Raw genomic sequence first — 26,552 nt, 5'->3', positions numbered from 1 at the left:
ACTGCATGAGCTTTGAAGTCGATGAAGATATTTTACAAGACTTTTTAGTAGAGGCCGGAGAAATCCTTGAGCTTTTATCTGAACAGTTAGTAGAACTGGAAAACAACCCAGATGATACTGAGCTACTAAACGCAATATTTCGCGGTTTCCACACTGTAAAGGGTGGCGCTGGCTTTTTGGCTATGACAGAGCTTGTTGATGCATGTCATGGTGCTGAAAATGTGTTTGATTTACTGCGCCAAGGTGTAAGAACAGTTAACTCTGAATTAATGGATGTGATTTTACAAGCACTGGATACCATTAATGAAATGTTTGCCACGATTAAAAATCGTGACCAGCCAGAGCCTGCTGATCCAGAATTACTTGCAGTACTTCACAAACTTGGACAGCCACCGACAGCAGAAGAGCTTGCCGGCGATTCTGTGGTTGAAGATATAGCTCCTGTCGAAACCCCATCGGTAGAGCCCGAACCAGTTGCAGAGCAACCGAGCAACGATGCTGAAGAAGACCCGTTTGCTTTTGATGAATTATTTAGCGGCCCAGATAGCAGCAGTACTGAGTCTCAGATTGATGAAATAACCGAAGACGAATTCGAAAGCCTACTTGATGAACTTCATGGAAAAGGGCAAGCCCCACAAGAAAAACAATCATCATCAAGTGACAATGATGTCAGTGGTGATATAACTGACGATGAGTTTGACAGCTTATTGGATGAACTTCATGGTGTAGGCAGCTTTGGCGAAGTGAGCCAAGCAACCGCAAGTACACCACAACAAACACCATCAGCCCCTGTGGCTCCACCAAGTAACGAGCAAAGCTCGGGCGATGATGAAATAAGTGACGACGAGTTTGAAGCGTTACTTGATGAACTTCATGGTAAAGGTGCACCTAAGTCGATAGAAACACCGGCTCCTGTAAGTAAACCAGAACCAGTGGCAGCTAAAAAGCCAGAACCAGTTGCTGCAGCTAAGCCACAGCCTAAACCAGAGCCAGCTAAGCCTGCTCCTGCGGCACAAGCAGCTAAAGCTGCGCCGCCTAAAAAAGCAGCGCCTCCACCGGCAGAAACAACAGTACGTGTTGATACCAAACGCCTAGACCAAATAATGAACATGGTGGGCGAGTTAGTACTTGTGCGAAATCGCTTAGTGAGTTTGGCGACTAATTCTGATAGCGAGGCTATGGGTAAAGCTATTTCCAACTTAGATGTTGTGACTGCTGATATCCAAGGTGCAGTAATGCAAACACGAATGCAGCCAATTAAAAAAGTATTTGGCCGTTTTCCTCGTGTTGTACGTGACTTAGCACGAACACTTAAAAAAGATATTAATTTATTACTTGTCGGTGAAGACACCGATTTAGATAAAAATTTAGTGGAAGCATTGGCCGATCCATTGGTGCATTTGGTTCGCAACTCGGTCGACCATGGTATTGAAATGCCCGATATTCGTGAAGCATCGGGTAAACCTAGAACAGGTACGGTGACTTTATCAGCTTCGCAACAGGGTGATCATATTCTACTTACCATCCAAGATGATGGTGCCGGTATGGATGCTGAAAAGCTTAAAAAGATTGCGATTAGTAAAGGGGTGCTTGATCACGACCAAGCGAGTCGTCTTTCTGATACTGAAGCTTATAACCTTATTTTTGCACCTGGGTTTTCAACCAAAGAAGAAATCTCAGATATTTCTGGCCGTGGTGTTGGTATGGATGTGGTTAAAACAAAAATCACTCAGCTCAATGGCTCGGTTAACATAAAATCAGAAATGGGCGTAGGGACTACTTTAGAAATCAAAGTTCCACTAACACTTGCGATATTGCCTACCTTAATGGTGGTGGTGGGAGAGCAAACCTTTGCCTTGCCGCTAGCGGGTGTAAGTGAAATATTCCACTTAGATTTAACAAAAACTAATGTGGTTGATGGCCAGCTAACGATTATTGTTCGTAAAAAGTCGATTCCATTATTCTACCTTGAACATTGGCTTATAAAAGGCGCTGATAGAGGTCAGCGAAAAGCACAAGGGCATGTCGTTATTGTGCAAATAGGGACTCAAAAAGTAGGGTTCGTTGTTGATTCACTAATAGGTCAAGAAGAAGTGGTGATCAAGCCTCTAGATGCATTATTGCAAGGTACGCCGGGTATGGCGGGTGCGACTATTACCTCTGATGGTGGAATTGCACTGATATTAGATGTACCGAGTATGCTAAAGCATTACGCTGGATAATAAAAAGTAGGTATAAACTTATGCCTACCCATTCATTGAATAAGAGAGCGAAATGGCTGTTAAAGTTTTAGTAGTTGATGATTCAAGCTTTTTTCGCCGCAGAGTGAGTGAAATTCTTGAACAAGACAGCGGCATTGAGGTAATAGGCTTTGCTGTAAATGGCCGAGAGGCCGTCGAAAAAACAGCTCAGTTACGTCCTGATGTTATCACCATGGATGTTGAAATGCCGGTGCTGGATGGTATTAGTGCTGTGAAAGAGATCATGGCGAGTAATCCAACACCTATTTTAATGTTTTCATCGTTAACACGAGCAGGGGCATCTGCCACTTTGGATGCGCTTGATGCTGGGGCGATGGACTTTTTACCTAAAAAGTTTGAAGATATTGCTCGCAATAACGATGATGCAATTAAGTTATTGCAAAATAAGGTTAAGGAAATAGGCCGCCAGCGTATTGGAAGAATTACGAGAACGGCCCCATCTCCAAGTATTAGTAAACCAGCGTCAAACAGCTCTGAGCGCTTTTCTAACCTTGCTAAAAAGCCGATAGTTCAACCTGATCGTAGCTTTAATAATGCGAGTCCTGCACCTACTAGCAGCAGTGCCTCAGCGCGTGCCAGTGGTAAGCAGTATCAGTTAGTTGCTATTGGTACATCCACAGGTGGGCCGGTTGCACTGCAAACTATTTTGACGCAATTACCTGCTAATTTTCCACACCCTATTTTACTTATACAGCATATGCCTGCTGCATTTACCCCGGCCTTTGCTACTCGCTTAGATGGCTTGTGTAAGATTAAGGTAAAAGAAGCGCAGCAAGGCGATAGATTGCAACCTGGGTGCGCTTATTTAGCGCCAGGTGGCCAGCAAATGATGGTAGAAGGACGTGGCTCTAATAGAACCCTTCGTGTGTTTGAAGATAAAAATGAACGAGTAAACTATAAACCAAGTGTTGATATTACCTTTGCCAGTGCGGCCAAAGCGTATCAAGGTGATGTGCTTGCCATTATTTTGACAGGCATGGGTGCAGATGGTCGTGATGGTGCTCGCATGCTTAAGCAAACTGGCGCTACAATTTGGGCTCAGGATGAAAAAAGCTGTGTTGTCTATGGTATGCCTCAGGCTATAGCCAGTGCAGGTTTAGCGAGCGAAAGCATTAGCCTTCATGATGTGGCTGCACGTTTAAAAAGAGAGGTTGGCTGTGGATAAGCTTTCTGTTTTAGGATTACTGGTTGCATTAGGTGCTATTGCAATCGGTTATTCTTTAGAGGGAGGTGTGGTATCTGCGCTGTTTAATGGGCCTGCACTAATTATTGTATTAGGCGGTACATTAGGTGCGGTGATGCTACAAACATCAGCCAATACATTTAAAAAAATGCTTAGTATTACTCATTGGGTTTTTGTTACCGACGACCATGATATTGAAGATGCTATTGAGCAAGTAAAACGTTGGTCGCATAAAGCCCGTCAAGAAGGGTATTTAGCATTAGAAAACGAAGCACTTGCGCATTCAGATCCCTATGCTGCCAAAGGACTGAGTTTATTAGTTGATGGCTGTTCAGAGCAAAAACTACGCGATACCCTCGAGATTGACTTATTACTTGAGCGAGAACGATTACTTGATGCTAGCCGGGTATATGAAGCAATGGGTGGGTATAGCCCAACTATTGGTATTTTAGGTGCGGTACTTGGGCTTATTCAAGCCATGTCATTTATTAACGATCCTGAGCAGTTAGGAACGGGTATTGCCACCGCGTTCATTGCAACTATATATGGTGTTGGTTTGGCTAATTTATTATTTTTACCTATGGCCAATAAGCTAAAGCAACGGGTTGAACAAAAGATGCTTTATCACGAAATGTTAGCGGAAGGTGTAATTGCTATTAGCCAAGGTGAGAGCCCTATTAATATTGAACTAAAGCTTGAAGCCTACCGCGTTGAACGTCCAATTTTACAGGCCCATTAGCGCCTATGTTACGCCGTCGCTTACGTCATCACCAATTAAAGAGCCAACATACTGAGCGTTGGTTAGTTTCTTATGCGGATTATATGACCATAATGTTTGCATTTTTTGTTGTATTGTATGCAATTGCGATAAACAAAGAAGACAACATCAAGGTTTTATCTGATTCTCTTGAGCATGTTTTTGATAAGTCTGCAAAACAATATTCTCAGCAGGGTAACGGGGTAAATGGTGATGCTTTATTGCTTGAAAGGGTGACCCCTGAGGCTGAAATTCTCTATGGCGAAAGTATTCAAGAGCTAGAGCAAGGCCCAATGTTACTCGATGGTCAAAGTGACAATAGCAATATTAGTCAACGCCACTTAGGTAAGCCGCTGGATAGTTTATTGGCTAAATTACAATCGTCGCTGATTGATGAGATACGCAGTGGCGAGGCTAGCTTAGAACTAAGCCAAGACTGGTTGGTTATTGAGCTCAATTCCGGATTGTTGTTTGCCAGTGGTAGTGCTGTTGCACATAACAAGGCCAAAGAGATTGTAAAAAAAATTGAAGCAATCATCGCATCAGTCGATAACTATATAAGAGTACGCGGGTATACAGATAACGAAACCATACGAAATGAAATATTTCGTTCTAATTGGGAGTTATCAGTGGCGCGTGCAACCTCAATATTAGTTGAGCTAGAGCGTTTGGGCATTGAATCCGCGCGCATGGCCATTGAGGGGTATGGTCAATACTCGCCCTTTGCCGATAATAATACCGAAGCTGGGCGTGCTGAAAACCGTAAAGTCGTGATTGCACTTTCTAAATATGGTTTAGTACCAAAGCCCTCTGATGAACAAACGAAATCATCAATTTCAGTATCAGAGCAAAGTCAGCCAGAAATTGAGCTACCTGCCCAAGACGATACAATAAAAATAATCCGTTTACCGCATGGTGGCATCCGTGTTACAACGCGCAACGAACAGTAATTAGGATGTAATGTGAAAGTTTGGACAGTAGCCAATCAAAAAGGGGGAGTAGGCAAAACCACTACAGCGGTTAGCCTTGCAGGGATCCTTGCGCTTCAAGGCAAGCGCGTGTTATTGATTGATACAGATCCTCATGCTTCACTAACCTATTACTTTGGTATTGATTCAGAAGATTTAGAGGTCAGTGTTTACGATATTTTTACTCGCAGCTCGAGTATGAAAAGCGAAGAAATATTGCAAGCATTATGCCCCTCAACAATTGAAAATCTTGATATTTTACCTGCAACTATGGCGATCGCGACACTTGACCGTAGCATGGGTAATAAAACGGGAATGGGCCTGATTTTAAAAAAAACACTGGCTAAAATTAGCGAGTATTACGATTACGCAATTTTAGATTGCCCACCTGTTTTAGGTGTGCTGATGGTCAATGCGCTTGCCGCCTGTGAAAGAGTGTTAGTGCCGGTGCAAACTGAGTTCTTGGCGCTTAAAGGGCTCGATAGAATGATGCGTACTATGGAGTTAATGCAAACCTCTCAAGCGAAAAGCTATGGATATACTATAATTCCAACTATGTATGATAAACGAACCAAAGCATCGCTTGAGGCCTATAAAACATTACAAGAAACGTATAAAGAAAAAGTATGGCCAGGCGTTATTCCTGTTGATACTAAATTTAGAGATGCAAGTTTAGCGCAAAAAGTACCGGTAGATTTTTGCCCAAATGCGCGTGGAGTCTATGCTTATAAAGCATTACTTAAATATTTAATAAAACAAGGTTAATAAATGAGTAAGCAATTATTTGCTAATGAAAAAGTAGTCACTCAGTACTTAGGGGCGTTATTATCTGATGACGAACCAACAAAAGACCTTGAGCCTGTTGCTAAACTGCTTGAGCAGGTAACGTATGAAGAGCAAAAAGAACAACCAGTAATAGTTGAGCCTGTTGTTGAAGTTGAAAAGCTTAATAAGCAAGTATCGAATGTAGAAATTGACACCCACCAAGAGCAACACGTCGTGCCTGAGCAAGAGGTGGTTGTAGGTGGTGAAGCTGACTACTTTGATGGTGAGTTTCAAGCGCTGTTTTTTGAAGTGGCAGGGCTTACTTTAGCGGTGCCGCTAAAAGCCTTAGGTGGCATTCATGAGCTTGGAGAAGTAAATCATTTATTTGGCAAGCCTAAGTGGTTTAAAGGGGTTATGATCAACCGAGAAGAAAAGCTCAATGTTGTTGATACCGCTCGCTGGGTTATGCCTGAAAAGTACGATGAGCAGTTAGAGGCATCTTTAAATTATCAATATCTCATCACTTTAGGTGATAGCCAATGGGGTTTATTAGCAGAAAAACTAATAAATAACATTACATTGAGTAAAGAAGATGTAAAATGGCGTACAAATAACAGTAAGCGCCCATGGCTTGCTGGAGTAATTAAAGAAAAAATGTGTGCTTTAATAGATGTTAATAATTTAAACGCACTATTAGAGAAAGGCTTAGATAGCCGTCACAAGTAATGACCATTACGAGGTAAGAGCATGAGTGAAGATAAATTACTGTCAGCTAAGAAAAATGCAGATAATAATGATGAGATTTTGCAGTGGGTTACGTTCAAGCTAGAAGATGAAACTTATGGCGTAAATGTAATGCAAGTGCAAGAAATACTGCGTTACACCGAGATTGCTCCTGTACCAGGTGCACCTTCGTATGTGATTGGTATTATTAACTTACGTGGTAATGTTGTTACCGTTATTGATACTCGCTCTCGTTTTGGTTTACCTGATATTGAAGCGACGGATAATTCACGTATTTTAATTATTGAAGCAGAAGAGCAAGTGATTGGCATTCTAGCCGATAGCGTTTCTGAGGTTGTTTACCTACGTAGCTCTGAAATTGACAGTGCGCCAAATGTAGGTACAGAGGAAAGTGCTAAATTTATTCAAGGTGTATGTAACCGCGACAATGAGTTACTTATTCTGGTTGATTTAAATAAACTACTTAGTGATGACGAATGGGATGAGTTAAGCGATATATAAGCTTCTCTACATAAAACTATGTTATTACTTGGTATTGCTATTGCGGGTTTAGTTTTTGGACTATTCTCGCTGCTTTTAATTGTGATGTTTAAAAAGCGCTATGCGAGTGAGCTTGGCGCGCAATTACAACAGTTTAAAGATTCATCAGAGCAGATTAATATTTTACGTAGCGAAGTGTCAGAGTTGCGAACCGGTTTACTGAGTATTGGTAAGCGTGTGCTTGAGGTAGAACAACAAAACCAAGAGCTGGTACAGCAACAAGCAGCTCAAAAATACGATGATCCCGATGCTAAAATATACTCTCGTGCAGTAAAAATGGTTGAGTTAGGTGCTGATTTAGATGAGGTTATTCGCGAATGTGAATTACCCCGCGCCGAGGCTGAACTGTTGTTTTCATTACACAAACAAAAAGGCGCTTAGCGCCTTTTTTGCTTTTATAACACTGCGTTATGCTTTTATATTTAGCTTTCCCTGAAAGTCTTGCCAACCAGGCGGAAACTTTCCTCTAACCACGTATGAAAACGCAATGAGCTCAGCAATAACAAAGTACAACTCTTTGGGGATCTCTTCTGCGAGGTCTAATTTCGATAGCGTATTTGCAAGTGCTTCATCTTGATGGATTAAAATTCCTTTTTCTTTGGCTAGGGCAATAATTTCATCCGCCAGTTCACCAAACCCTTTAGCACTTACAATGGGTGAATGTCCCGCCTCGTAGAGTAGTCCAATTGCTGAATTGCTTTTTGATGACTCAGTCATGGCTAAACCTTAATATTAATAATGGCATGCGATTGGTAAAATGCTTGATGGTTATCATCCGCTCGTTTTAGTTTAAGCTCACCCACTTGTAAGCCTTGTTTTGCCAGTTTTGAGCGTAAATTATCAAGATGTGGATGAGCTAAAGCGCTCACCGCTTGGGTTGAGGCTAACAACTGACAATCTAAAGCTTTATCCATGAGTTCTGCGATTATTTGTAGCTTACCCAGCTCGGCATAATCAAAGTTGAGCCTAACAAACCAGACATTTTTATCCGCTAGTTTACCGCTACTGTGCTTTTTATACTGCCCTAAAGTTATTTCTGTTTGCGCCGCTTCAGCAGGCAGCTTCATCGGTAATAAAAATTGCACTAAGGCGTTTGTGTCAGGTTGTTGGCTAATAGCAGGCGTTTGTACTTGACTTAATGTATTTTTAATTTGGGTTAATTCACCTGCTAATGCTTGTACTTGTGGTTGCTGTAATTGTTCCAACAATTTATTGGCGCTATTACCTACTTTAAACGTCGGTAATAAAACTTGCAGTAAAGCTTCTAAACCCGTTTGATTATTAATACTCACCGCACTTGGATTTTGGTTAATGATAGGCGCGGCTAAAATGCTTAATGAAAGCTGTTCAACACCTCTATTAAACGAGCTCTGTAAAGTGTCGCTTTGAAGTTGTGTGGGCTTTATGGTGCTGAGTATTTCGCGCTGTATGGTTGCTGGGTGTAAATTAGTATCTGACAACATGCGATTAAAAGCCTGATTAACTAAACGGTTTAAATCGGTTCCTTGATCAGTCAGTTTGCTTGTAATGGTATTAAGTTGGCTGCTTATTATTTGGTTGGTCGCATCTTTTTTTTCTATTGAGGTGATTGGACTGTGTTTTATAACCGTCGCTAATAAGAGTTTTTCTAAAGGCTGTAAGCTCTGACCAAATGTAACTGCGTTAGTTGGTGAGGATGAAAAAGGAGTCACTAAAGGAGATAAAGCGTGTGCTGCTAACGGTTGTTGTTGCCACATAGAAACGCTTGATTTTATTTGCTGGGTAAATTGCATTAGGGGCGGCGCTAAATTTGACACGTTTTTTAATTGTGTGATGTCAATTTTTTGCATTGAGGTGAGCCATTTTTGCTGATCATTGCCAGTAAATTCTGGTTTTTGAGATGAGCTTAAGGAAGTCGTAAATGGCTTGCTTTCAAAGTACTTTACCGCATCTAAAATACGTGTTTTAAAATCAGCAAAACTGCTTTTTAACCATGATTGTATGGGACTGTTTATCGTGCTGAGCGGATGCTGTTTACTTGGCGAGGGATCAATTAGGCCTTGTGACTGTTGCAAAGAGAGCATCTCATTAAACGGTTTACTAAATGAGTTTTTAAGGCTCACAGTCATAGTGTGATAAGCGGTTTTGATCAGTAATTTATCTGCTTGGTGAGTAATGTTTACCTTAGTCGGGATGGTAGGTAGTTCACTTAATTGTCGATGACTTAGGTTAATAGTTAATGAGTCTTTAAAAGAGTTTGGGCTTAATACCGCAAACTTAGGCATAGCATGAAGCTGAGCAGGAGTTAAATTACTGGCAAGCAACTGTGTTAGTTTGGCTTGGTTTATTGGCTGTGAATGCACTATATCAGCAAAACGGTTAATAATATTAAGTCGTGTACCTTTGCTATCCGTTTCAATCATCCCCTTTATTAAAGGCTCATCTGCGAGTAATTGTGCAACGTGTTTATTAATAGCAATACTGGCATTAAATTTTTCAATGACCAACTTTGGTGTGGGTTGTAACACCACCTGAAGTGATAGTGGACTGTTTTGAATATCACTTTGGGTGTTTATAAAATTTAAAAATCGTTGCAACTGAGCCGGTTGTTTAATTGTTAAAGTTGTATTGTTAGGGATGATGGTTAAGCTTTTACCATCTGCACTTAACTGTATGTTAGCGCTTGCTATTTTTTCAACGTTTGTGAATGTCTCAGTTGTCCCAAGGCGAATCGTTTGCCAATGCTTATTCATAAACACATCAAGCGTGACTGAATCTTTAGAAAACTGAATATTTTTTGCCGCCAGCACTTCAGGTGGCAGTGTTGCTAACGCAGCCTTACCTGAATCAGTTGTTTGATTACTAACCTGTGGGTTAGACAATGTGATGTGCGTTGGTGTATTCATTATTTTATATCAAGTTTTCTTTATTTTAAGTAAATCGATTCTAAAGCAATATTCGTATTACCCTATCATTATGGTAGACTTACGGCTAATTTTTGGCAGAGAGAATCGTCATCTTGTTACACATTAAGTCCGTTACTTGTATCAAGCAAGAGCGTTGTTTGTTTGATGAACTTAATTTTAGCCTTAAAAGCGGTCAAATCATGCAGTTAGCTGGCCCTAATGGGGCTGGTAAAACATCATTATTGCGCATTATTGCTGGTTTTTCGCTGCCGGATGAAGGTGATATTTTATACCTAAATCAATCTATCAAAAAATATTATGACGAATATGCCAGAGACTTATTATTTATAGGCCATAAAACCGGTGTTAACGTACAACTTAGTGCACTTGAAAATGTAGCACATTGGTTGGCTATTAATGGTTATGTTGATACTCCTGACTTATACCCTTTATTAAGTAAGTTAGGTTTAGTGGGGCTGGAAGATGTACCTGTAAGAACGTTATCTGCGGGTCAACAGCGACGGGTGGCTCTCGTTCGATTATGGTTATCTGAAGCGAAGTTATGGATTTTAGATGAACCTTTCACGGCGCTAGATAAAAGCGGGGTTGCCTTTTTACAGCAACGTTTTACTGAGCACTTATCAAAGGGGGGCGCTATTTTGTTAACAACACACCAAGATTTAACCACCCACTTTAGTGACTTACAAACGTTGACTTTGGAGTACCGCCACTAATGACACGACAGCATTCATATTGGCAGTTATTTGTCGCGGTATTTAGCAAAGACGTTAAGCTCGCTTTTCGTCAGCGCGCTGAAATAGTTAATCCTATCTTGTTTTTTTTAATTGTTATCTCACTGTTTCCATTAGCCATAGGGCCTGAGCCAGGCTTGTTATCAAGGGTGGCACCGGGCATTATTTGGGTGGCGGCTTTATTATCGACCATGCTTGGCCTTGATAAACTATTTAGAGATGATTACCACGACGGCTCTTTGGAGCAGCTCATTGCTTCGTCATACCCCTTATCATTAACGGTGCTGGGCAAAGTAGCCGCACACTGGGTGATCACCGGCCTCCCGTTAGTGCTAATGACTCCTTTATTTGCTTTACTACTAAATTTAGAAACGACTGCCTTAGTGGCAACTTTATTAACGTTATTATTGGGCACGCCTTTATTGAGCTTCATTGGCGCAATAGGGGCGGGCTTGACTGTGGGATTACAAAAAGGCGGCATTTTAATGAGTCTGCTCGTTTTGCCTTTGTATATTCCGGTTTTAATTTTTGCAACTTCCGCTATTGATACCAGCACTATGTCGCTGGATTACAGTGGTCAGCTTGCAATCCTTGGTGCGATGTTAGTCGTTGCGACTATCAGTGCGCCAATTGCCATATCATCAGCATTAAAAGTGAGTGTAAGTTAATATGTGGAAGTGGTTACATCCGTATGCGAAAGCAGAGCGAGCATATCAATTATGCAATACTCTACTGCCATATTTTGCAGTAGTAACGGTTATTAGTATGGTTGTTGGTTGGGTGTGGGGGTTAGGTTTTGCTCCTGCCGATTACCAACAAAAAGACAGTTACCGTATTATTTTTATTCACGTGCCCTCCGCTATTTTATCTATGGGCGCCTATTCATCAATGGCGATTGCTGCCATTGTTGCGCTTGTATGGCAATTACGCAATGCAGAGCTTGCGGTGATTGCAATAGCACCCGTAGGTGCCTGCATGACCGCAATAGCCTTAATCACCGGTGCTGCATGGGGTAAACCTATGTGGGGTGCTTGGTGGGTATGGGATGCAAGACTGACCTCTGAACTTATTTTGTTATTTTTATATCTAGGGGTGTTGTCTTTGTACCATGCCTTTGAAGATAAAAAATCAGCCGGTCGCGCCGCCTCTATTTTAGCTATTGTTGGGGTTATTAACTTGCCTATCATTCACTTTTCGGTGGAATGGTGGAATACCCTGCATCAAGGGGCAAGTATCACTAAGTTTAACCGCGACGCGGTAGATCCAAGTATGTTTTGGCCGTTAATGATTAATATTTTAGCCTTTGCCGCGTTTGTTGGCACTGTGACTTTAATTCGTCTTAAAAATGAAATTTTACACCGTGAAAAGCACCGCCCATGGGTGCGACAGTTGTTAACTAAGGGGTAATTATGCAGTTTGACTCGTTTTCAGATTTTATTGCAATGGGAGGCTATGGCTTTTATGTATGGCTTTCTTTTGGTACATGCGCATTAATTTTATTAGGCATTTTATTTAGCTCGTTACGCGACAAAAAACAAATTTTAGCGTCGGTAGAGCAGCAAATTGCGCGTGAAACTCGAATTAAAAATTCTAAGCAGGAGCAAACCTCGTGAACCCTAGACGTAAAAAACGCCTTTTGGTTATTATTGCCGTACTCTTTGGTATTGGTGGATCAATTGGTTTAGTGTTGTACGCCTTACAAGAAAACATTAATTTGTTTTACACCCCCAGTGAATTAATTGATGGTAAAGGCCCGAATAAAGAAAAGCCTCATATAGGACAAAAGCTCCGCATTGGCGGTATGGTTGTCCCTGGTACAGTGCAAAGAAATGAGCAAAGCTTACAGGTAAGCTTTAAGTTGATTGATACTGGCCCATTGGTCACGGTGCGTTATCAAGGAATTTTGCCTGATCTATTTCGTGAAGGGCAAGGAATTGTTGCACAAGGTGTGTTAGTTGAACCTAACGTCATTGAAGCGTTTGAAGTACTGGCTAAACATGATGAAGAATATATGCCAGCCGAGGTTGCCGAGGCAGTAAAAGGAATTAAGCACGAGAAACCAAAATACAATTTAGATAGTGGGAGCTAATATGATCCCAGAACTTGGTTATTTTTCCCTAACATTGGCCATGGTACTGAGTATTCTGTTGTGTATTTTCCCACTTTGGGGTGCACACACAGGAAACCTTCGTTTGATGCGCGCTGCGCCATCACTTGCTATTGGTCAGTTTGCATTTGTTGCTTTGTCTTTTGCTGCGCTTATTTATGCCAGCTTAACTGATGATTTTACCGTATCTTATGTAGCGTATCACTCAAGTAGCACCTTGCCTTGGTATTATAAAATAACCTCAACATGGGGTGGCCATGAAGGCGCTATTTTACTGTGGTTATTAATGCAGGCCGGTTGGACCGCCGTTGTTGCTGTGCGTTCAAAGTCACTGCCTTGGGTACTTCGTGCTCGCGTATTAGGTGTGCTTGGCTTTTTAGGTGTCGGATTTATGATGTACACCTTGCTACTTTCAAGTCCGTTTGAACGTTTACTGCCCTATTTCCCTGTTGAGGGACGCGATTTAAATCCATTATTACAAGACCCAGGGATGATCATTCACCCTCCATTACTTTATATGGGGTATGTCGGTCTTTCTGTTGCTTTTGCCTTTGCTATTGCCGCGTTGTTAACCGGCAAGCTTGATAACACCTGGGCAAAATGGTCACGCCCATGGACAATGACGGCATGGGGCTTTTTAACCTTAGGTATCACCATAGGTAGTTGGTGGGCCTATTCAGAGCTAGGCTGGGGCGGCTGGTGGTTCTGGGATCCTGTTGAAAATGCATCACTCATGCCATGGTTAGTCGCAACCGCGTTACTGCACTCTTTAAGTGTGACTGAAAAACGTGGCGTATTTAAATCATGGACAGTGTTACTGGCTATTGCGGCATTTTCATTAAGTTTACTAGGCACCTTTATCGTTCGCTCAGGAATTATTGTTTCGGTGCATGCCTTTGCAACAGACCCTGATCGTGGCTTATTTATTCTTGGCTTTTTGGCCGTAGTTGTTGGCGGCGGTTTAGCGTTATATGGCTTGCGTGTCTCACAAGTTAAAAGTGAAGGGCGTTATAAATTTGTATCGCGTGAAGTGGCACTTTGGTTAAACAATATTTTCTTAGTGGTTGCTACGTTAATTGTACTGTTAGGTACATTATTACCTATGGTGCACAAGGAAATGGGGCTAGGCAGTATTTCAATTGGCGAACCTTTCTTTAATAAAATGTTTGCTATTTTACTGGTGCCATTTGCTATTTTAATGGGCATTGGGCCTTTCCTGCGTTGGAAGCAAAATAAGTGGGCCTTTTTACAAAATAAAATATTTGTAGGCGCATTAGTCAGTATTATCATTACCTGTGCGTGGTTATTTAGTAGCTATGAGGTAGTGACTCCATTAACACTTTTAGCAACCACGCTAGGTGTATGGATATTTGTTGCCACTTTTATTGATTTATATACCAAAGCAGCGGTTCATGGCTCGCTTAAACTCGGTATAAAGCGCTTAGGTTTAAGCTATTGGGCAATGGTGCTGGGGCATGTTGGTTTAGCCTTTGTTATAGCGGGCATTACACTCACCTCGGCGTATTCAGTTGAGCGTGATGTATCAATGAAGCCTGGTGATAGCGTACAGCTAAATCAGTATCAATACCGCTTTGAAGGTGTGAAGACTATTCGTGGTGCAAACTACAGTGGTCATGCAGGTGTCGTGACGGTATTAAAAGGGAATGACACTGTAACGCGTTTATATGCAGAAAAGCGTCGTTACGATATTGGTATGCAATTTATGACCGAAGCCGCTATTGATGCCGGATTCACTCGTGATTTATATCTTGCGCTTGGTGAGCAACTAAGTGAAGGGGCATGGTCATTACGCATTTACCATAAACCGTTTGTACGTTGGATGTGGATTGGCGGTATTCTGATCTCACTCGCTGGTTTTGTGATTTTATTCGATAAGCGCTATCGCGCCTCACCGCGAAAAGATGAAATAGAGGGGGCAGTATGAACCGTAAACTTATCGCAATTGCCCCTTTATTAATTTTTATCTTTATCTGTGTGTTTTTATACCAAGGGTTGTTTGCCAACCCGCGGGAAATACAAACAGGGCGAATTGGTCAAACGGTGCCTGCGTTTAATTTACCTGATTTAATGCAAGACGATAAACGTTGGACTGATGAGCAGCTAAAGGGTGACGTGTATTTGCTAAACGTTTGGGGTACATGGTGTCCGACGTGTTTAGCTGAGCTTGGCTATTTAACTAAGCTACGCGAGCAAGGGGTTAAAATTATCGGCTTGTATTATGTACAAAGTTACGACGCCGATTTTGATGGCCCATTTGATATGCAAGCGCTGCGTGATGATGTGAGTAATATGCTTTCACGTGCGGGCGACCCTTATCAATTTAATATTTTAGATTTAGAACGTTCATTGTCTTTAGATTTAGGGGTGTCCGGTGCACCAGAGACATTTTTAGTAGATAAAAATGGCACCATTTTGTTACATCACACTGGTGATATAAACCCTCGAGTTTGGCGTGCTAAGTTTGCGCCTATTATGCAGGAGCTGCAGCCATGAGATTGTTTTTATTAACCCTTAGCTTGTTTGTTAGTGTAGCTGCGTTTGCTCAGCAAGACCGTTATCAATTTGATAGCAACGAGCAAGCTGTTCGCTTTGAAGAGCTAACAAAAGAATTACGTTGCCCGAAGTGTCAAAATCAGAATATTGCTGACTCTGATGCCGTTGTCGCAAAAGACTTGCGCGAGCGAGTGCTGGCGTTGGTAAAAGATGGCAAAACCAAAGATGAAGTTATTGATTACATGATTGATCGATATGGCTATTTTGTTCATTACGATCCACCGGTAACACCTGCCACGTTAATACTGTGGGTACTTCCGGTACTCATCGTAATAATTGGGTTTGGCTTTATTGTGATTCGCCAACGTAAAGCGTCGGTAAAACAAACCTGGAGTGACGCTGATGAAGTGATGCTCAATAAGCTGATTAAACAAAATAAACATCAGGAGCAAAGTTAAATGATTTTAATGTGGGCGTCTTTTGCTTTACTCACACTCATTGCATTGCTGTTTATTATTGTGCCTTTTTTAAAAAAAGAGCGCATAGTAACCATCACCCATAACGCCAATGCACAGCTTATCAGCATTTATGAACAGCGTTTAGTTGAATTACAGGCAGATTTAGATAATCAACGTATAGACTCGCAAAATCACAGCGAAGCTATTATTGAATTAAAACGCCGTTTACTTAATGAATTATCGCCGGAGAAGTCACTAAATAGCCGTGGTGACAATCGTATATTTGCTTTAACAGGGGCGGCGTTTTTAATTGCATTAGCAGGTATTTTCTATGCAATGACAGGCAGCCAGCAACAAATTGCAGCTTGGCATGATGCAATGGATAACTTGGCCGATTATGGTCAGCGCGCCGTAATGCAAAAGGGCGAGCCGTTAACTAAAAATGAGTTACAAGCGTTTGCCCTAGCACTGCGTACTAAGTTAAGTCAAAGCGGTGATGATGAAGTCGCTTGGATGTTGTTAGGGCGTGTTGCTTTAATGCTAAATGAATTTGATATGGCGAAACAGTCATTCGATAAAACATTAAAAATAAACCCTGATAATATGCAAGCGCTTATTAGCTACTCTCAGGTGCTATTACTTGAGGGCAGTGAAGAAAACATGACTCGTGCAGCGGGTATGCTTTCTAAAGTACTGCAAGCTCAACCAAATAACCTTGATGCGATTTCGTTACTTGCACTAATCGCCTTTGAGAGAAAAGACTGGCTACAGGCAAAGGCAGCGTTTGAGGTGCTACTTGCAAGTATGGATGAGTCTGATACGCGCTATGCTATGATCAACCAACGTATTAGCGAAATCGATCTACAAATTGCTCAGCAAAACGTGGCAACCAGTGGCGAGCAGTTAGCGGCTCAAAGTATTCAAGTTACCGTTGATATCGATAGCCAACTTGCAGACAAACAGCCCAATAACGGTATTTTGTTTGTGTTTGCTAAAGCGGCTAAGGGATCACCGATGCCTTTAGCCGTGGTCAAACTAACAGACTATAGCTTTCCAATTACGGTTGAGCTGAGCGATGCTAATGCCATGATGGCAGGGCTAAACTTATCGAGTGCGAGTGAAATTATCATTTCTGCGCGTATCTCTAATGATGATTCAGTTATGCCAAGCACTGGGGAGCTTGAAGGGCATTCTCAAGTGCTTGCTTCTAAAGAGGTGCGCCAAGTGCAACTGAACATTGATACATTAATACCTTAAGGATTTGAGATGTTAAAACAAGGCTTACTTTTATTATGTTTACTCACGTTATCGGGTTGTGCTCAAGTGCCTGAGAGTAAATATGATGAGCGCGATCCCATACAAAGTGTAAACAGACCTATTTATGACTTTAATATGGACGTACTTGATGCTTATATTTTAAGGCCTGCGGCAGTGGGTTATATAACAGTAACCCCACAGCCTGTGCGTCGAAGTATTGTGCATTTTACCGATAATATTACAGCACCGGTTGATATTATTAATGCGGGTCTGCAAGGAAAGCCAAGCAGTGCCGGAATTAATTTTGCGCGCTTTTTAGTGAATTCTACGGTGGGAGTGTTTGGCTTATTTGACGTTGCAAGTTCGTTAGGGCTTGAAGTAACTGATGAAGATTTTGGCCAAACCTTAGGTGTGTGGGGAGTAGGCGATGGTGCCTATTTAATGATCCCGGCAATGGGGCCATCAACTGCACGTAACTTAACCGGTGATGTTGTTGATAATGTGGTTTTACCTAAAATTGCACTGACTACACCACAAACAATTTTAGTGTTTGCGTTAAAGGCGGTTGAGGCAAGGGCGTCTTTAATGGCTCAAGAGGGTTTATTAAATGATTCATTAGACCCATACCTGTTTGTTAAAGACATTTACTTTCAGCGTCAGTTATATGAACTCTACGATGGCAATCCGCCAATAAAAGAAGAGCCTGAAGATTTTGACGAAGATTTCTTAGAAAGCCTTTGATAAAAATAAAAACGCCAGCAAATGCTGGCGTTTTATTTTTAGTTATTAATTACTAATGAGCGCTTTAATTATCAATCATTATCTGCATTTGTTCACTAACCCAATTAAGTGCTTCGTGGTAAGCATCAGGCACATCATCACCTAAGTTAAGCTGTTGGGCTTTATCGTTAGCAGCGTGCCAGTTACCCTGCTCATAGAGGGTTACTAAGTTTAAATACTCAGCAAGCAGCCCTTCATTGTTTAACAGTGCCGCTTTTATCTCATTTGAAAGCGGTAGTTTAAGCATTACACTGTCCATCTCTTCATCTAGTATGGCATCCATAAGCGACATCATGCCGGTTAAAAATGCTATTCCTGTATCTCTAAGTTTGCCATGTGAAATTGCTAAAAGCTCACAAAAACGCGCGCGTGTTAGCGACAACCTAATAAGCTCCAGAGGTTTGTCTGCAGAGACTTGTGCGGCAAATAATAAAGAGAGTAGTTTTTTTATTTCAGCCGCGCCCAATACAATAAGCGCTTGTTTTATTGTGTTTATTTCAGAGCGGCGAGCAAATGCTGCCGAGTTTGAGTAGCGTAGCAGCTTATACGATAAGTTAACATCACGCTCAAATACATCGGTGATTTTTTTAAGATCCATTTCTACGCTGGATGTTTCATAGAGTAGCTCAGCCAGTGCCATGCCCGATGGCGGTAATGCCTTGCTTTGCACCATTTCTGGTTTTGAAAAGAAAAAGCCTTGAAAGTATTCAAAACCTAGTTCAAAAGCTTGATTGTAAAGCGCGTAAGTTTCAACCTTTTCAGCAAGTAATTTTATGTGTGGATAAGGTTTTAAATCCTCTATGATCGTTTTAACGTTTTCAATATCACAAGTTAAAAAGTCGACTTTAATAATATCGATAAACGGATAAAAGTGCCGCCATACAGGTTGATGTGCATAGTCATCTAGCGCTAGCGTATAGCCTTTTTCTTTTAGGTCTTTAACAATTGCCAATAAGCGTTTACCTGGCTGGACGGTTTCGAGTATTTCAATTACCACCCCATCTTTGTTTAAAAGGGTTGGGTAGCCTTTTAACAAGGTGTCTAAGGTAAAGTTAATATAAGCGGGTTTATTATCAGTTAAATCTTCTAAGCCAAAGTTAAATTGACTGCCTTCAATCAGTCGAGACGTGGCTTCATCGCCGTCAATATTTGGAAATACGTTATCAACTCCATCACGAAATAAAAGCTCATAGCCAATTAGTTCTTTATTGCGATCTAAAATAGGTTGCCGAGCAGCGTAAAAATACATATAAGATTCCGAAAGAGTAGAAATTGATTAACATTGTAATAATATATTGGAAAACATTCAAAATAGCATCGGTAAAATGAACATTATTAATAAAATACTATGGTTGGTTTGGTATTTCTTAATCTAATTTTATTGTTTTTCATTTTATTTGTTGCAAAAGTGAGCTAACCGATGGTTTTTTATCTACTTAAATGAGCGGGTTGGAGTTATTAGCAATTACCGTGTTATAGTTCAGTAGAAAGCTTTTATTCCAATACTGTCTTAATTATAAGATTTCAAGAGTCATTATTTGGATTAAAAGCCTGTTATTACTTATTTAAGTGGAGGCAAATTTGGAAACAGGAATGATTATTTCACTGGCATTATATTTTATTGTAATGCTGGGAATAGGACTATACGCATATAAGCAATCTACCAGCGATATATCAGGGTATATGCTAGGTGGTCGTAATTTAGCCCCCAGTGTTGCTGCCTTATCAGCGGGTGCATCAGACATGAGTGGTTGGTTACTTATGGGCCTACCTGGCGCAATGTACTTGTTTGGGCTTAGCAAGGTTTGGATTGCTATTGGCTTAGTGTTAGGCGCATGGGCAAACTATTTCTTAGTCGCCCCAAGACTGCGTGTTTATACTGAAAAAGCAAATGACTCTATTACCATCCCTGATTATTTTGCAAATCGTTTTGATGATAACAAGAATATCCTTCGTGTGATCTCTGCAATTGTTATTATTGTGTTCTTTACTTTGTATACTTCATCAGGCGTTGTCGCCGGTGGTAAGTTATTTGAAAATTCATTTCAGATGAGTTACGAAATGGGTTTATACATCACCACAGGTGTGGTTGTTGTTTACACCTTATTTGGTGGCTTTTTAGCGGTTAGCCTAACAGACTTCGTGCAAGGTTGTATTATGTTTATCTCCTTGCTTGCAGTACCTATCGCTACTTATATGATGCTTGATCAGCCATTTATGGATACTTTAGCAAATGCAAATTACCAGCAGTTGTTAAGTTCACCAAAAGCCAGTGAAATCCATTCATTGAATATGCTTGATTGGTTTGCTGGTGGTTCTACCATTGCTATTATTTCAGCGATGGCTTGGGGCTTAGGCTACTTTGGTCAGCCACATATTATTGTTCGCTTTATGTCTATTCGCTCAGTAAAAGAAATGCCAACTATGCGTCGTATTGGAATGTCTTGGATGACACTATCTGCGATTGGTGCGGTATTTACCGGTTTATTTGGTGCTGCCTTTATGATTGAAAACCAAATGCCAATTGCCGATAAAGAGACCATTTTCTTAGTATTAGCTGAACTTATTTTCCACCCATTAATTGCTGGTTTCCTACTGGCTGCTATTTTAGCTGCGATTATGAGTACGATTTCATCGCAATTATTGGTGTGTTCAAGCTCGCTTACTGAAGACTTCTACAAGATTTACTTAAACCGCGATGCCTCGCAAACTGAGCTGGTGTTAGTAGGGCGTATTAGCGTAATACTGGTTGCGTTATTTGCTATTTACCTAGCGTATGACCGTAATAGTTCAATACTTGATTTAGTTAGTAACGCATGGGCTGGTTTTGGTGCTGCATTTGGTCCACTTGTCTTGTTTAGCCTTTACTGGAAACGTATGAACTTAAAAGGGGCTATTAGCGGTATGGTTGTTGGTGCTTTAACAGTGCTTGTATGGATTTATGCGCCTATTACCATTAATGGTGAGAGCTTAAGCAGTGTAATTTATGAAATCGTCCCAGGCTTCATTTTAGCGAGTATTGCTATTGTGGTAGGAAGCCTTGTGACAGCTGAACCGAAAAAAGAAATTACTGATCTGTTTGATGAAGTTGAATCGTCATTGTAACTGATTAGCTAACGTAAAGTGTTGGTTTTTATAAATGCCAATCAGTTTAACTGGTTGGCATTTTTTATTAGCTTTAGCTGACCTTTAGCTATTATTATTTAAAGGCATAAAAAAACTGAATTCGAATACCGAATTCAGTTTTTTAATAATTACTATTGAGCTTTTGAAAGTACTAACTCGCTGCTTTATCTTTTATATCCGCAACGTTATCTGACTTTGTTTTTTTAGCTTTAGTGGGTACTTCTTTACCACCTTTAAGTACGGCCATAAAGTCGTCTTTACTTTTTGCAATCTCCAGCGCGAGCGACTCAACCTGTTGTTCACTTAGTGGCACATCTACTTTTTCAAGCATGAGTTCTAGTGACTCGGCAATATCGAGCATTTTGTCATAGGCATCAGCTTCTTTTTTAGTAGTAAACGTCATGCGCTCGACTCCGTTTCGTTCTACAACATATTTAACAACAACAGCCATGATTTCTCCTGCTTACTTACGTGGCAATATGATTAATTTAAATCATTAGATTACTGTTTTTATATACAGTACAAGCTTGCGCGTGGTTTTGCAAGCTTTAGCCTTAGTTTATCTGCAGCTTGGTTGACAATAAAGAGTAACTCTACTTTATTTATTAAGTCACTTTATAACGCGTTGCAGTAAAGGAGTCGCAAGGAGTGATTGTTACCGTTAGTACTTAGTAACCACAACGTTATGTAAAAGTGCTGGGTGTAAATAATCAACGAATGTTCATGTAAGAACACAAAAGGAAATAGTATGAAATTAATTAAAATCATCTCATTAGCCGCTGCTTTATGTTTATTACCTATGGGTAGCACCTTTGCGCAAAGCGATATGCTATCAGAGCAGATGCAATCAGCCGTGGTTAATATTAATACTGCTGATTTAAAACAGTTAATTAAGTTACCAGGTGTTGGCAAGAAAAAAGCACAGGCAATTATCGATTATAGAGAAACAAATGGTGATTTCTCATCACTTGAAGATCTAGCTAAAGTAAAAGGGGTGGGTAAAAAAATGCTAGCCAAACTTGATGGAAAGGTGGCGTTTTAACTTAAAAGGGCGCTATGCGCCCTGATTAAACTGTTTTAAGGCAGCACCAAGGTGCTTTTTAGCAAAATTAACATCTACGGGGGCGGTTAGTAGCGGGTAGCTTAAACCAGCCACAATCAAAAAGGGCACGAGTAGCCATCCTTCAAAAAGGGTAAATATTAAAAAAAATGGGCTTAGCAGCATAAGCTTTACAATACGCATTAACACTCTGTCACTAGGAGAGAGCATACTTAACGAGATCGCAATAACGGTTTGTCTTTGACGAACTTTTAAGTGTTTAAGTTCGTCAACGTGGCTTGAAAAAAAAGTAAACATATTAAAGTGACTTTTTAGAGATTAATCGACTGGCCACTAACGCAATAAGTGTGGCGGTAAACAATACAAAAATAACTTCCATCCATGCTGGCATACTTAAGCCTGCAAATTGCCAATCTATGTTTCCGCAATCACCGGTTGCCTCAAAAAATTGCGGTATCCAATGATGTAATGGCATAAACTCTGGAAAATTTGGCTCAAACTCACAGCTAAATGCGAAGGGGTCAGTGGTTGTTTGCATTTCAATGTGCTCACGAGCTATTAGTAACCCCCATACACTTGAAACCCCCCACACTGTATAAGCGACAATACGGACTACGAGGTTGTTTGGTTTACTGGCGCCAATAATACCGGCAAAAAGTAAGCCTAATACCGCGGTGCGTTGGTAAATACACATAATGCACGGTGCTAATCCCATGTTGTATTGAAAAAAGAGCGCGATGACTTCAAGCAGAAAAACAATCCCACTGAATAATAACCAAGGTGTACGTTGAGTACTTAGATTAGCAAGCCAGTTCATAACAAATCCGTATTTAAATAAGGGCTTAGATTATGACGTAGGATAAACAGCGGAGCAAGTAAAAGGGAAAAAGTGAGGAGCTATGAAATTTCCTAGCTCCTCAAAGTCGGGGAAGCTCTTAATGCCCAGAATTCGCTACAGGGATGTGGTGTTGTATTATCCCCCAGTCATAAAACAAACTGGTTATTTCACTCAAGCCAAAATAAGTCGCGCTTAACCCAACAAAGGTAAGCACAAAAGTGTAAGGTAAAGCCATATACACCATTCGACCGTAAGATAGGCGTAACACGGGAGCTAGTGTTGATGTAAGTAAGAATAAGAAAGCAGCTTGACCATTAGGGGTGGCCACGCTGGGTAAGTTTGTGCCGGTGTTTATCGCCACTGCAAGTAAATCAAATTGGTCTCGAGTTATTTGACCTGCTTTTAGAGCTGCAGCAACTTCATTTATATATACAGTGCCGACAAATACATTATCACTGACCATTGAAAGCAATCCATTAGCGATAAAAAACATCACCAATTGTAAGTGCCCTTCAAATGTTAGTACCCAAGTAATCACAGGGGTAAAGAGTTGTTGATCGATGATTACTGCAACCACACTAAAAAATACACAAAGTAGTGCAGTGAAGGGGAGGGCCTCTTCAAAGGCTTTACCGAGTTGGTGCTCTTCTATTATGCCGGCCGACGACGTGGCTAAAATAATTACCGATAAACCAATTAAGCCCACGGTTGCTAAATGTAACGCTAAGCCAGTAATTAACCAGATAGCGATAAGTGCTTGAATTGTGAGGTTCACTCTATCGCGTTTGGTGCGTTTTTTATCAAGTGTTTGTGCATGGTTTTTTAAAATAGCATGAATTGTTTCTGGCAGTTTTGCCCCATAGCCAAAGGTTTTTGTTTTTTCTAATAAAAAGGTTGTTAATAAGCCCGCAAAAAGCACGGGTAAAGAAACGGGCAGCATTCTTAAAAAGAACTCTCCAAATAGCCAACTTGCTCGCTCTGCAATAATTAAATTTTGTGGTTCACCAACCATAGTACACACGCCGCCAAGTGCGGTCCCAATCGAGGCATGCATGAGTAAATTACGTAAAAAAGCACGAAACTCTTCAAGCTCTTGACGGTTTACCTCTTTTACTTGGTTATCATCGTTAATATCGTGCTCACTAATAAAATCTTTTCCTGAGGCCACCTTGTGATAAATACTATAAAAGCCCATGGCCACCGCAATAACAACCGCCATTACAGTTAGGGCATCTAAAAAAGCTGATAAAAACGCAGCAGCTATTGCAAAGGCAAGCGATAAAACGGTTTTACTTCTTACTGAAACCACTAACTTGGTAAAAATATACAGCAGCAGATCTTTCATGAAATAAATACCGGCAACCATAAAAATAAGTAATAAAAGCACATCTAGGTTTTGTGCTATTTCATGTTCAACTTGCGTGGTTGATGTCATACCAATTAATAGTGCCTCAATGGCAAGTAGACCACCAGGTTGCAGTGGGTAACACTTGAGCGCCATGGCCAGTGTAAAAATAAACTCAATAACCAGTACCCAGCCAGACAAATAAGGGTTTAATTGAAACAGCAGCGGGTTAATTATTAAAAATGCAATAATGGTGTATTTATACCATTGAGGTGCTTTACCTAAAAAATTTATAAATATTGCAGATGGGACACTCTGTTGCATGATTTTTCCCTAGGGAGGCGTTTAATAGTCTGGTTAATGTCATTAACTTAGTCCAGCTTATAGAGGGTGTAAACAACTAAATAATAATAGTCAAAGTGTCTGGTATGAATAATAGGTTGGCATTCATATTGTGTTTAAAACCTATCGGTAAAACTAGCGAATCATACAAGTAAAGTTGCCTTTTTAATCACATACCTAGGTAATTTAACTTACTTTACTTGTTAGTTGTGGCTTGTCTGGTACAATCAGTCAGTTAATCGTATGTAGCGATGTGATGTGAATTAATTCGAGTAGGAATTGAATGAGAATTTTTAAAGCGAAAAGCCCAGCAGGATTTGCTGAGGAATACATAGTAGAGTCAATCTGGAATGGTGATTTTCCTCCAGGTTCAATTCTGCCTGCTGAGCGTGAACTCTCAGAGTTAATTGGTGTTACTAGAACCACATTACGAGAAGTATTACAGCGATTAGCTAGAGACGGTTGGTTAACAATACAACATGGTAAACCTACTCGCGTTAATAACTTTTGGGAAACCTCAGGATTAAATATCCTTGAAACACTGGCACGTTTAGATGAAGATAAAATGCCAGAGCTAACCGATCAGTTACTCTCAGCACGTACTAATATCAGCGCAATTTATACCCGTGCAGCTATAAAACTTGCACCAGAGCGTGTTATCGAAATTTTATCACAAAGCGATGAATTAGAAGACAGCGCGCAAGCGTTTGCAGATTATGATTATAAAGTTCATCATGAATTAGCTGTTGCCGGTAATAATCGCATTTATGTGCTCATCCTTAATGGCTTTAAAGGTTTTTATTCTAAGATTGGCTGCCATTACTTTTCAGATCCTCGCACTCGCGAGCTTGCACGCCAGTTTTATAAAGACTTAACTAAGCTTGCTGAGAATAAAGAGCACGATGGTGCAATATTCATGATGCGTAAATATGGTCATCAAACCGGCGAAATATGGCAACATATTCGCGGTGATATGCCTAGCGATATTATGGATTAGTAAAAAGAACCTGCTTAAAGCAGGTTTTTTTATGATTAAAAATCAGTCCATTTATCAAGCGTTCGCTATTTTAGAACGGTGCTATCTATAAATACGATTGTTAATTTATTTTTGATAGCCATAGAATAATGTTTAATTAAATATGGTTGCTATTGTAATTTTAAAATTAGTGCCCATATTAGTAATCAGTATTGCGTAAGCAATTGACAATAAACTCAAAATATTTGGAGAATAAAATGGGTGTATTAGTAGGCCGTCAGGCACCAGACTTTACCGCTGCAGCTGTTCTAGGTAACGGTGAGATTGTAGATAGCTATAACCTTCACGAAAAAATCAAAGGTAAAAAAGCAGTAATCTTTTTCTACCCACTAGATTTCACATTTGTATGTCCTTCTGAGCTTATTGCTTTTGATAAGCGTTATGCAGAATTCCAAAAACGTGGCGTAGAAGTAATTGGTGTTTCTATCGATTCACAATTCTCACACAACGCATGGCGTAACACGGCTGTAGCAGACGGCGGTATTGGTAAAGTTCAATACGCACTAGTTGCAGACGTTAAACACGAAATCTGTAAAGCATACGACGTTGAGCACCCAGAAGCGGGCGTTGCATTTCGTGGTTCTTTCCTAATCGATGAAGAAGGTAACGTACGTCACCAAGTAGTGAACGATTTACCACTGGGTCGTAACATTGACGAAATGATCCGTATGGTTGATGCACTAGCATTCCACAGCGAGCACGGTGAAGTATGTCCTGCTGGTTGGACTGAAGGTAAAAAAGGAATGGACGCAAGCCCTGAAGGCGTTGCTAAATTCTTATCTGAAAACGAAGGCGAGCTATAATTTAGCCCTTTAGTTTAAGAAAAAAAACCGC

Annotated in this window: 29 protein-coding genes; 22 read left to right on the top strand and 7 right to left on the bottom strand. The window is 40.6% G+C overall.

What is annotated here, in order from left to right:
* Positions 1–5 precede the first annotated feature (5 nt).
* The 8 genes from PSM_RS10925 to PSM_RS10890 are packed head-to-tail and all read left to right on the top strand — an operon-like array spanning position 6 to position 7,599.
* Positions 6–2,222, top strand: coding sequence for a chemotaxis protein CheA (locus PSM_RS10925; RefSeq protein ID WP_013465548.1), 2,217 nt, complete (start codon positions 6–8; stop codon positions 2,220–2,222).
* 52 nt (positions 2,223–2,274) lie between these two features.
* Positions 2,275–3,426, top strand: coding sequence for a protein-glutamate methylesterase/protein-glutamine glutaminase (locus PSM_RS10920; RefSeq protein ID WP_013465547.1), 1,152 nt, complete (start codon positions 2,275–2,277; stop codon positions 3,424–3,426).
* A complete protein-coding gene (locus PSM_RS10915; protein ID WP_013465546.1) occupies positions 3,419–4,183 on the top strand; it encodes a flagellar motor protein in 765 nt (254 codons plus the stop codon). The genes PSM_RS10920 and PSM_RS10915 overlap by 8 nt, the downstream gene beginning before the upstream one ends.
* A 5-nt stretch (positions 4,184–4,188) precedes the next feature.
* Positions 4,189–5,151: a flagellar motor protein MotB gene (locus PSM_RS10910; protein WP_013465545.1), complete on the top strand. Its 963-nt coding sequence runs from the start codon at positions 4,189–4,191 to the stop codon at positions 5,149–5,151.
* Positions 5,152–5,163: 12 nt separating this feature from the next.
* Positions 5,164–5,934: a ParA family protein gene (locus PSM_RS10905; RefSeq protein ID WP_013465544.1), complete on the top strand. Its 771-nt coding sequence runs from the start codon at positions 5,164–5,166 to the stop codon at positions 5,932–5,934.
* Between the two features lie 3 nt (positions 5,935–5,937).
* Positions 5,938–6,660: a chemotaxis protein CheW gene (locus PSM_RS10900; RefSeq protein ID WP_008112224.1), complete on the top strand. Its 723-nt coding sequence runs from the start codon at positions 5,938–5,940 to the stop codon at positions 6,658–6,660.
* A 21-nt stretch (positions 6,661–6,681) separates the two neighbouring features.
* The gene (locus tag PSM_RS10895) at positions 6,682–7,179 is read left to right on the top strand and encodes a chemotaxis protein CheW (RefSeq protein ID WP_008112225.1); all 498 of its coding nucleotides are present in this window, start codon (positions 6,682–6,684) and stop codon (positions 7,177–7,179) included.
* A gap of 18 nt (positions 7,180–7,197) precedes the next feature.
* Entirely contained in the window at positions 7,198–7,599 is a 402-nt protein-coding gene (locus tag PSM_RS10890; RefSeq protein ID WP_013465543.1) for a DUF2802 domain-containing protein, read from the top strand.
* A 27-nt stretch (positions 7,600–7,626) separates the two neighbouring features.
* Here the strand turns inward: PSM_RS10890 and PSM_RS10885 are convergent, their stop codons facing one another.
* Together PSM_RS10885 and fliK are read right to left on the bottom strand one after the other, a co-directional pair.
* Entirely contained in the window at positions 7,627–7,935 is a 309-nt protein-coding gene (locus tag PSM_RS10885) for an EscU/YscU/HrcU family type III secretion system export apparatus switch protein (protein ID WP_010387940.1), read from the bottom strand.
* A gap of 2 nt (positions 7,936–7,937) precedes the next feature.
* A complete protein-coding gene (fliK, locus tag PSM_RS10880) occupies positions 7,938–10,103 on the bottom strand; it encodes a flagellar hook-length control protein FliK (RefSeq protein ID WP_013465542.1) in 2,166 nt (721 codons plus the stop codon).
* 113 nt (positions 10,104–10,216) lie between these two features.
* Between fliK and ccmA the strand changes: the two genes are divergently transcribed.
* Genes ccmA through PSM_RS10830 form a run of 10 tightly spaced genes read left to right on the top strand, consistent with a single transcriptional unit; the run spans position 10,217 to position 17,932 of the window.
* Entirely contained in the window at positions 10,217–10,837 is a 621-nt protein-coding gene (gene ccmA / locus PSM_RS10875; protein WP_138764392.1) for a cytochrome c biogenesis heme-transporting ATPase CcmA, read from the top strand.
* Positions 10,837–11,523 (top strand): heme exporter protein CcmB, encoded by a 687-nt coding sequence (ccmB, locus tag PSM_RS10870; RefSeq protein ID WP_013465540.1) that lies wholly within the window; start codon positions 10,837–10,839, stop codon positions 11,521–11,523. The genes ccmA and ccmB overlap by 1 nt, the downstream gene beginning before the upstream one ends.
* A 1-nt stretch (position 11,524) precedes the next feature.
* Positions 11,525–12,262: a heme ABC transporter permease gene (locus tag PSM_RS10865; RefSeq protein ID WP_010387946.1), complete on the top strand. Its 738-nt coding sequence runs from the start codon at positions 11,525–11,527 to the stop codon at positions 12,260–12,262.
* 2 nt (positions 12,263–12,264) lie between these two features.
* A complete protein-coding gene (ccmD, locus tag PSM_RS10860; RefSeq protein ID WP_008112240.1) occupies positions 12,265–12,468 on the top strand; it encodes a heme exporter protein CcmD in 204 nt (67 codons plus the stop codon).
* Complete coding sequence (gene ccmE / locus PSM_RS10855) at positions 12,465–12,944, top strand: cytochrome c maturation protein CcmE (protein WP_008465420.1); 480 nt, start codon at positions 12,465–12,467, stop codon at positions 12,942–12,944. Before ccmD ends, ccmE begins: the two co-directional genes overlap by 4 nt.
* A gap of 1 nt (position 12,945) precedes the next feature.
* Positions 12,946–14,907, top strand: a complete 1,962-nt coding sequence (locus tag PSM_RS10850) for a heme lyase CcmF/NrfE family subunit (RefSeq protein WP_013465538.1) — start codon at positions 12,946–12,948, stop codon at positions 14,905–14,907.
* The gene (locus PSM_RS10845) at positions 14,904–15,476 is read left to right on the top strand and encodes a DsbE family thiol:disulfide interchange protein (protein WP_013465537.1); all 573 of its coding nucleotides are present in this window, start codon (positions 14,904–14,906) and stop codon (positions 15,474–15,476) included. The genes PSM_RS10850 and PSM_RS10845 overlap by 4 nt, the downstream gene beginning before the upstream one ends.
* On the top strand, positions 15,473–15,934 hold the full coding sequence (locus tag PSM_RS10840; RefSeq protein WP_013465536.1) for a cytochrome c-type biogenesis protein: 462 nt from the start codon (positions 15,473–15,475) through the stop codon (positions 15,932–15,934). Before PSM_RS10845 ends, PSM_RS10840 begins: the two co-directional genes overlap by 4 nt.
* Complete coding sequence (gene ccmI / locus PSM_RS10835) at positions 15,935–17,191, top strand: c-type cytochrome biogenesis protein CcmI (RefSeq protein ID WP_013465535.1); 1,257 nt, start codon at positions 15,935–15,937, stop codon at positions 17,189–17,191.
* Positions 17,192–17,200: 9 nt separating this feature from the next.
* On the top strand, positions 17,201–17,932 hold the full coding sequence (locus PSM_RS10830; protein WP_008112252.1) for an MlaA family lipoprotein: 732 nt from the start codon (positions 17,201–17,203) through the stop codon (positions 17,930–17,932).
* Between the two features lie 64 nt (positions 17,933–17,996).
* On the opposite strand, the gene PSM_RS10825 is transcribed toward PSM_RS10830, so the two are convergent.
* The gene (locus PSM_RS10825) at positions 17,997–19,220 is read right to left on the bottom strand and encodes an EAL and HDOD domain-containing protein (protein WP_013465534.1); all 1,224 of its coding nucleotides are present in this window, start codon (positions 19,218–19,220) and stop codon (positions 17,997–17,999) included.
* A gap of 344 nt (positions 19,221–19,564) precedes the next feature.
* On the opposite strand from PSM_RS10825, the gene putP reads away from it, so the two are divergent.
* Positions 19,565–21,076 carry a sodium/proline symporter PutP gene (gene putP / locus PSM_RS10820; protein ID WP_008113313.1) on the top strand — a complete coding sequence of 504 codons (1,512 nt, stop codon included), beginning with the start codon at positions 19,565–19,567 and terminating at the stop codon, positions 21,074–21,076.
* A gap of 172 nt (positions 21,077–21,248) precedes the next feature.
* On the opposite strand, the gene PSM_RS10815 is transcribed toward putP, so the two are convergent.
* Positions 21,249–21,548, bottom strand: a complete 300-nt coding sequence (locus tag PSM_RS10815) for a YebG family protein (RefSeq protein ID WP_013465532.1) — start codon at positions 21,546–21,548, stop codon at positions 21,249–21,251.
* Between the two features lie 297 nt (positions 21,549–21,845).
* On the opposite strand from PSM_RS10815, the gene PSM_RS10810 reads away from it, so the two are divergent.
* The gene (locus PSM_RS10810) at positions 21,846–22,139 is read left to right on the top strand and encodes a ComEA family DNA-binding protein (RefSeq protein WP_013465531.1); all 294 of its coding nucleotides are present in this window, start codon (positions 21,846–21,848) and stop codon (positions 22,137–22,139) included.
* A gap of 12 nt (positions 22,140–22,151) precedes the next feature.
* On the opposite strand, the gene PSM_RS10805 is transcribed toward PSM_RS10810, so the two are convergent.
* From PSM_RS10805 to nhaB, 3 genes are all read right to left on the bottom strand, one after another.
* A complete protein-coding gene (locus PSM_RS10805; RefSeq protein WP_013465530.1) occupies positions 22,152–22,454 on the bottom strand; it encodes a DUF6170 family protein in 303 nt (100 codons plus the stop codon).
* 1 nt (position 22,455) lies between these two features.
* Positions 22,456–22,974 carry a disulfide bond formation protein DsbB gene (dsbB, locus tag PSM_RS10800; RefSeq protein WP_013465529.1) on the bottom strand — a complete coding sequence of 173 codons (519 nt, stop codon included), beginning with the start codon at positions 22,972–22,974 and terminating at the stop codon, positions 22,456–22,458.
* 118 nt (positions 22,975–23,092) lie between these two features.
* Positions 23,093–24,664: a sodium/proton antiporter NhaB gene (nhaB, locus tag PSM_RS10795; RefSeq protein WP_013465528.1), complete on the bottom strand. Its 1,572-nt coding sequence runs from the start codon at positions 24,662–24,664 to the stop codon at positions 23,093–23,095.
* 301 nt (positions 24,665–24,965) lie between these two features.
* Here nhaB and fadR point away from each other — a divergent pair, with 301 nt between their 5' ends.
* Positions 24,966–25,679: a fatty acid metabolism transcriptional regulator FadR gene (gene fadR, locus PSM_RS10790; protein WP_008109093.1), complete on the top strand. Its 714-nt coding sequence runs from the start codon at positions 24,966–24,968 to the stop codon at positions 25,677–25,679.
* Positions 25,680–25,915: 236 nt separating this feature from the next.
* Positions 25,916–26,521, top strand: a complete 606-nt coding sequence (locus PSM_RS10785) for a peroxiredoxin (protein ID WP_008109095.1) — start codon at positions 25,916–25,918, stop codon at positions 26,519–26,521.
* Positions 26,522–26,552: the final 31 nt, after the last annotated feature.

This window comes from Pseudoalteromonas sp. SM9913, assembly GCF_000184065.1.
Taxonomy (GTDB): Bacteria; Pseudomonadota; Gammaproteobacteria; order Enterobacterales; family Alteromonadaceae; genus Pseudoalteromonas; species Pseudoalteromonas tetraodonis.
Note: the sequence above shows the minus strand (reverse complement) of the source record. Positions and strands in the feature narration are given on the sequence as shown.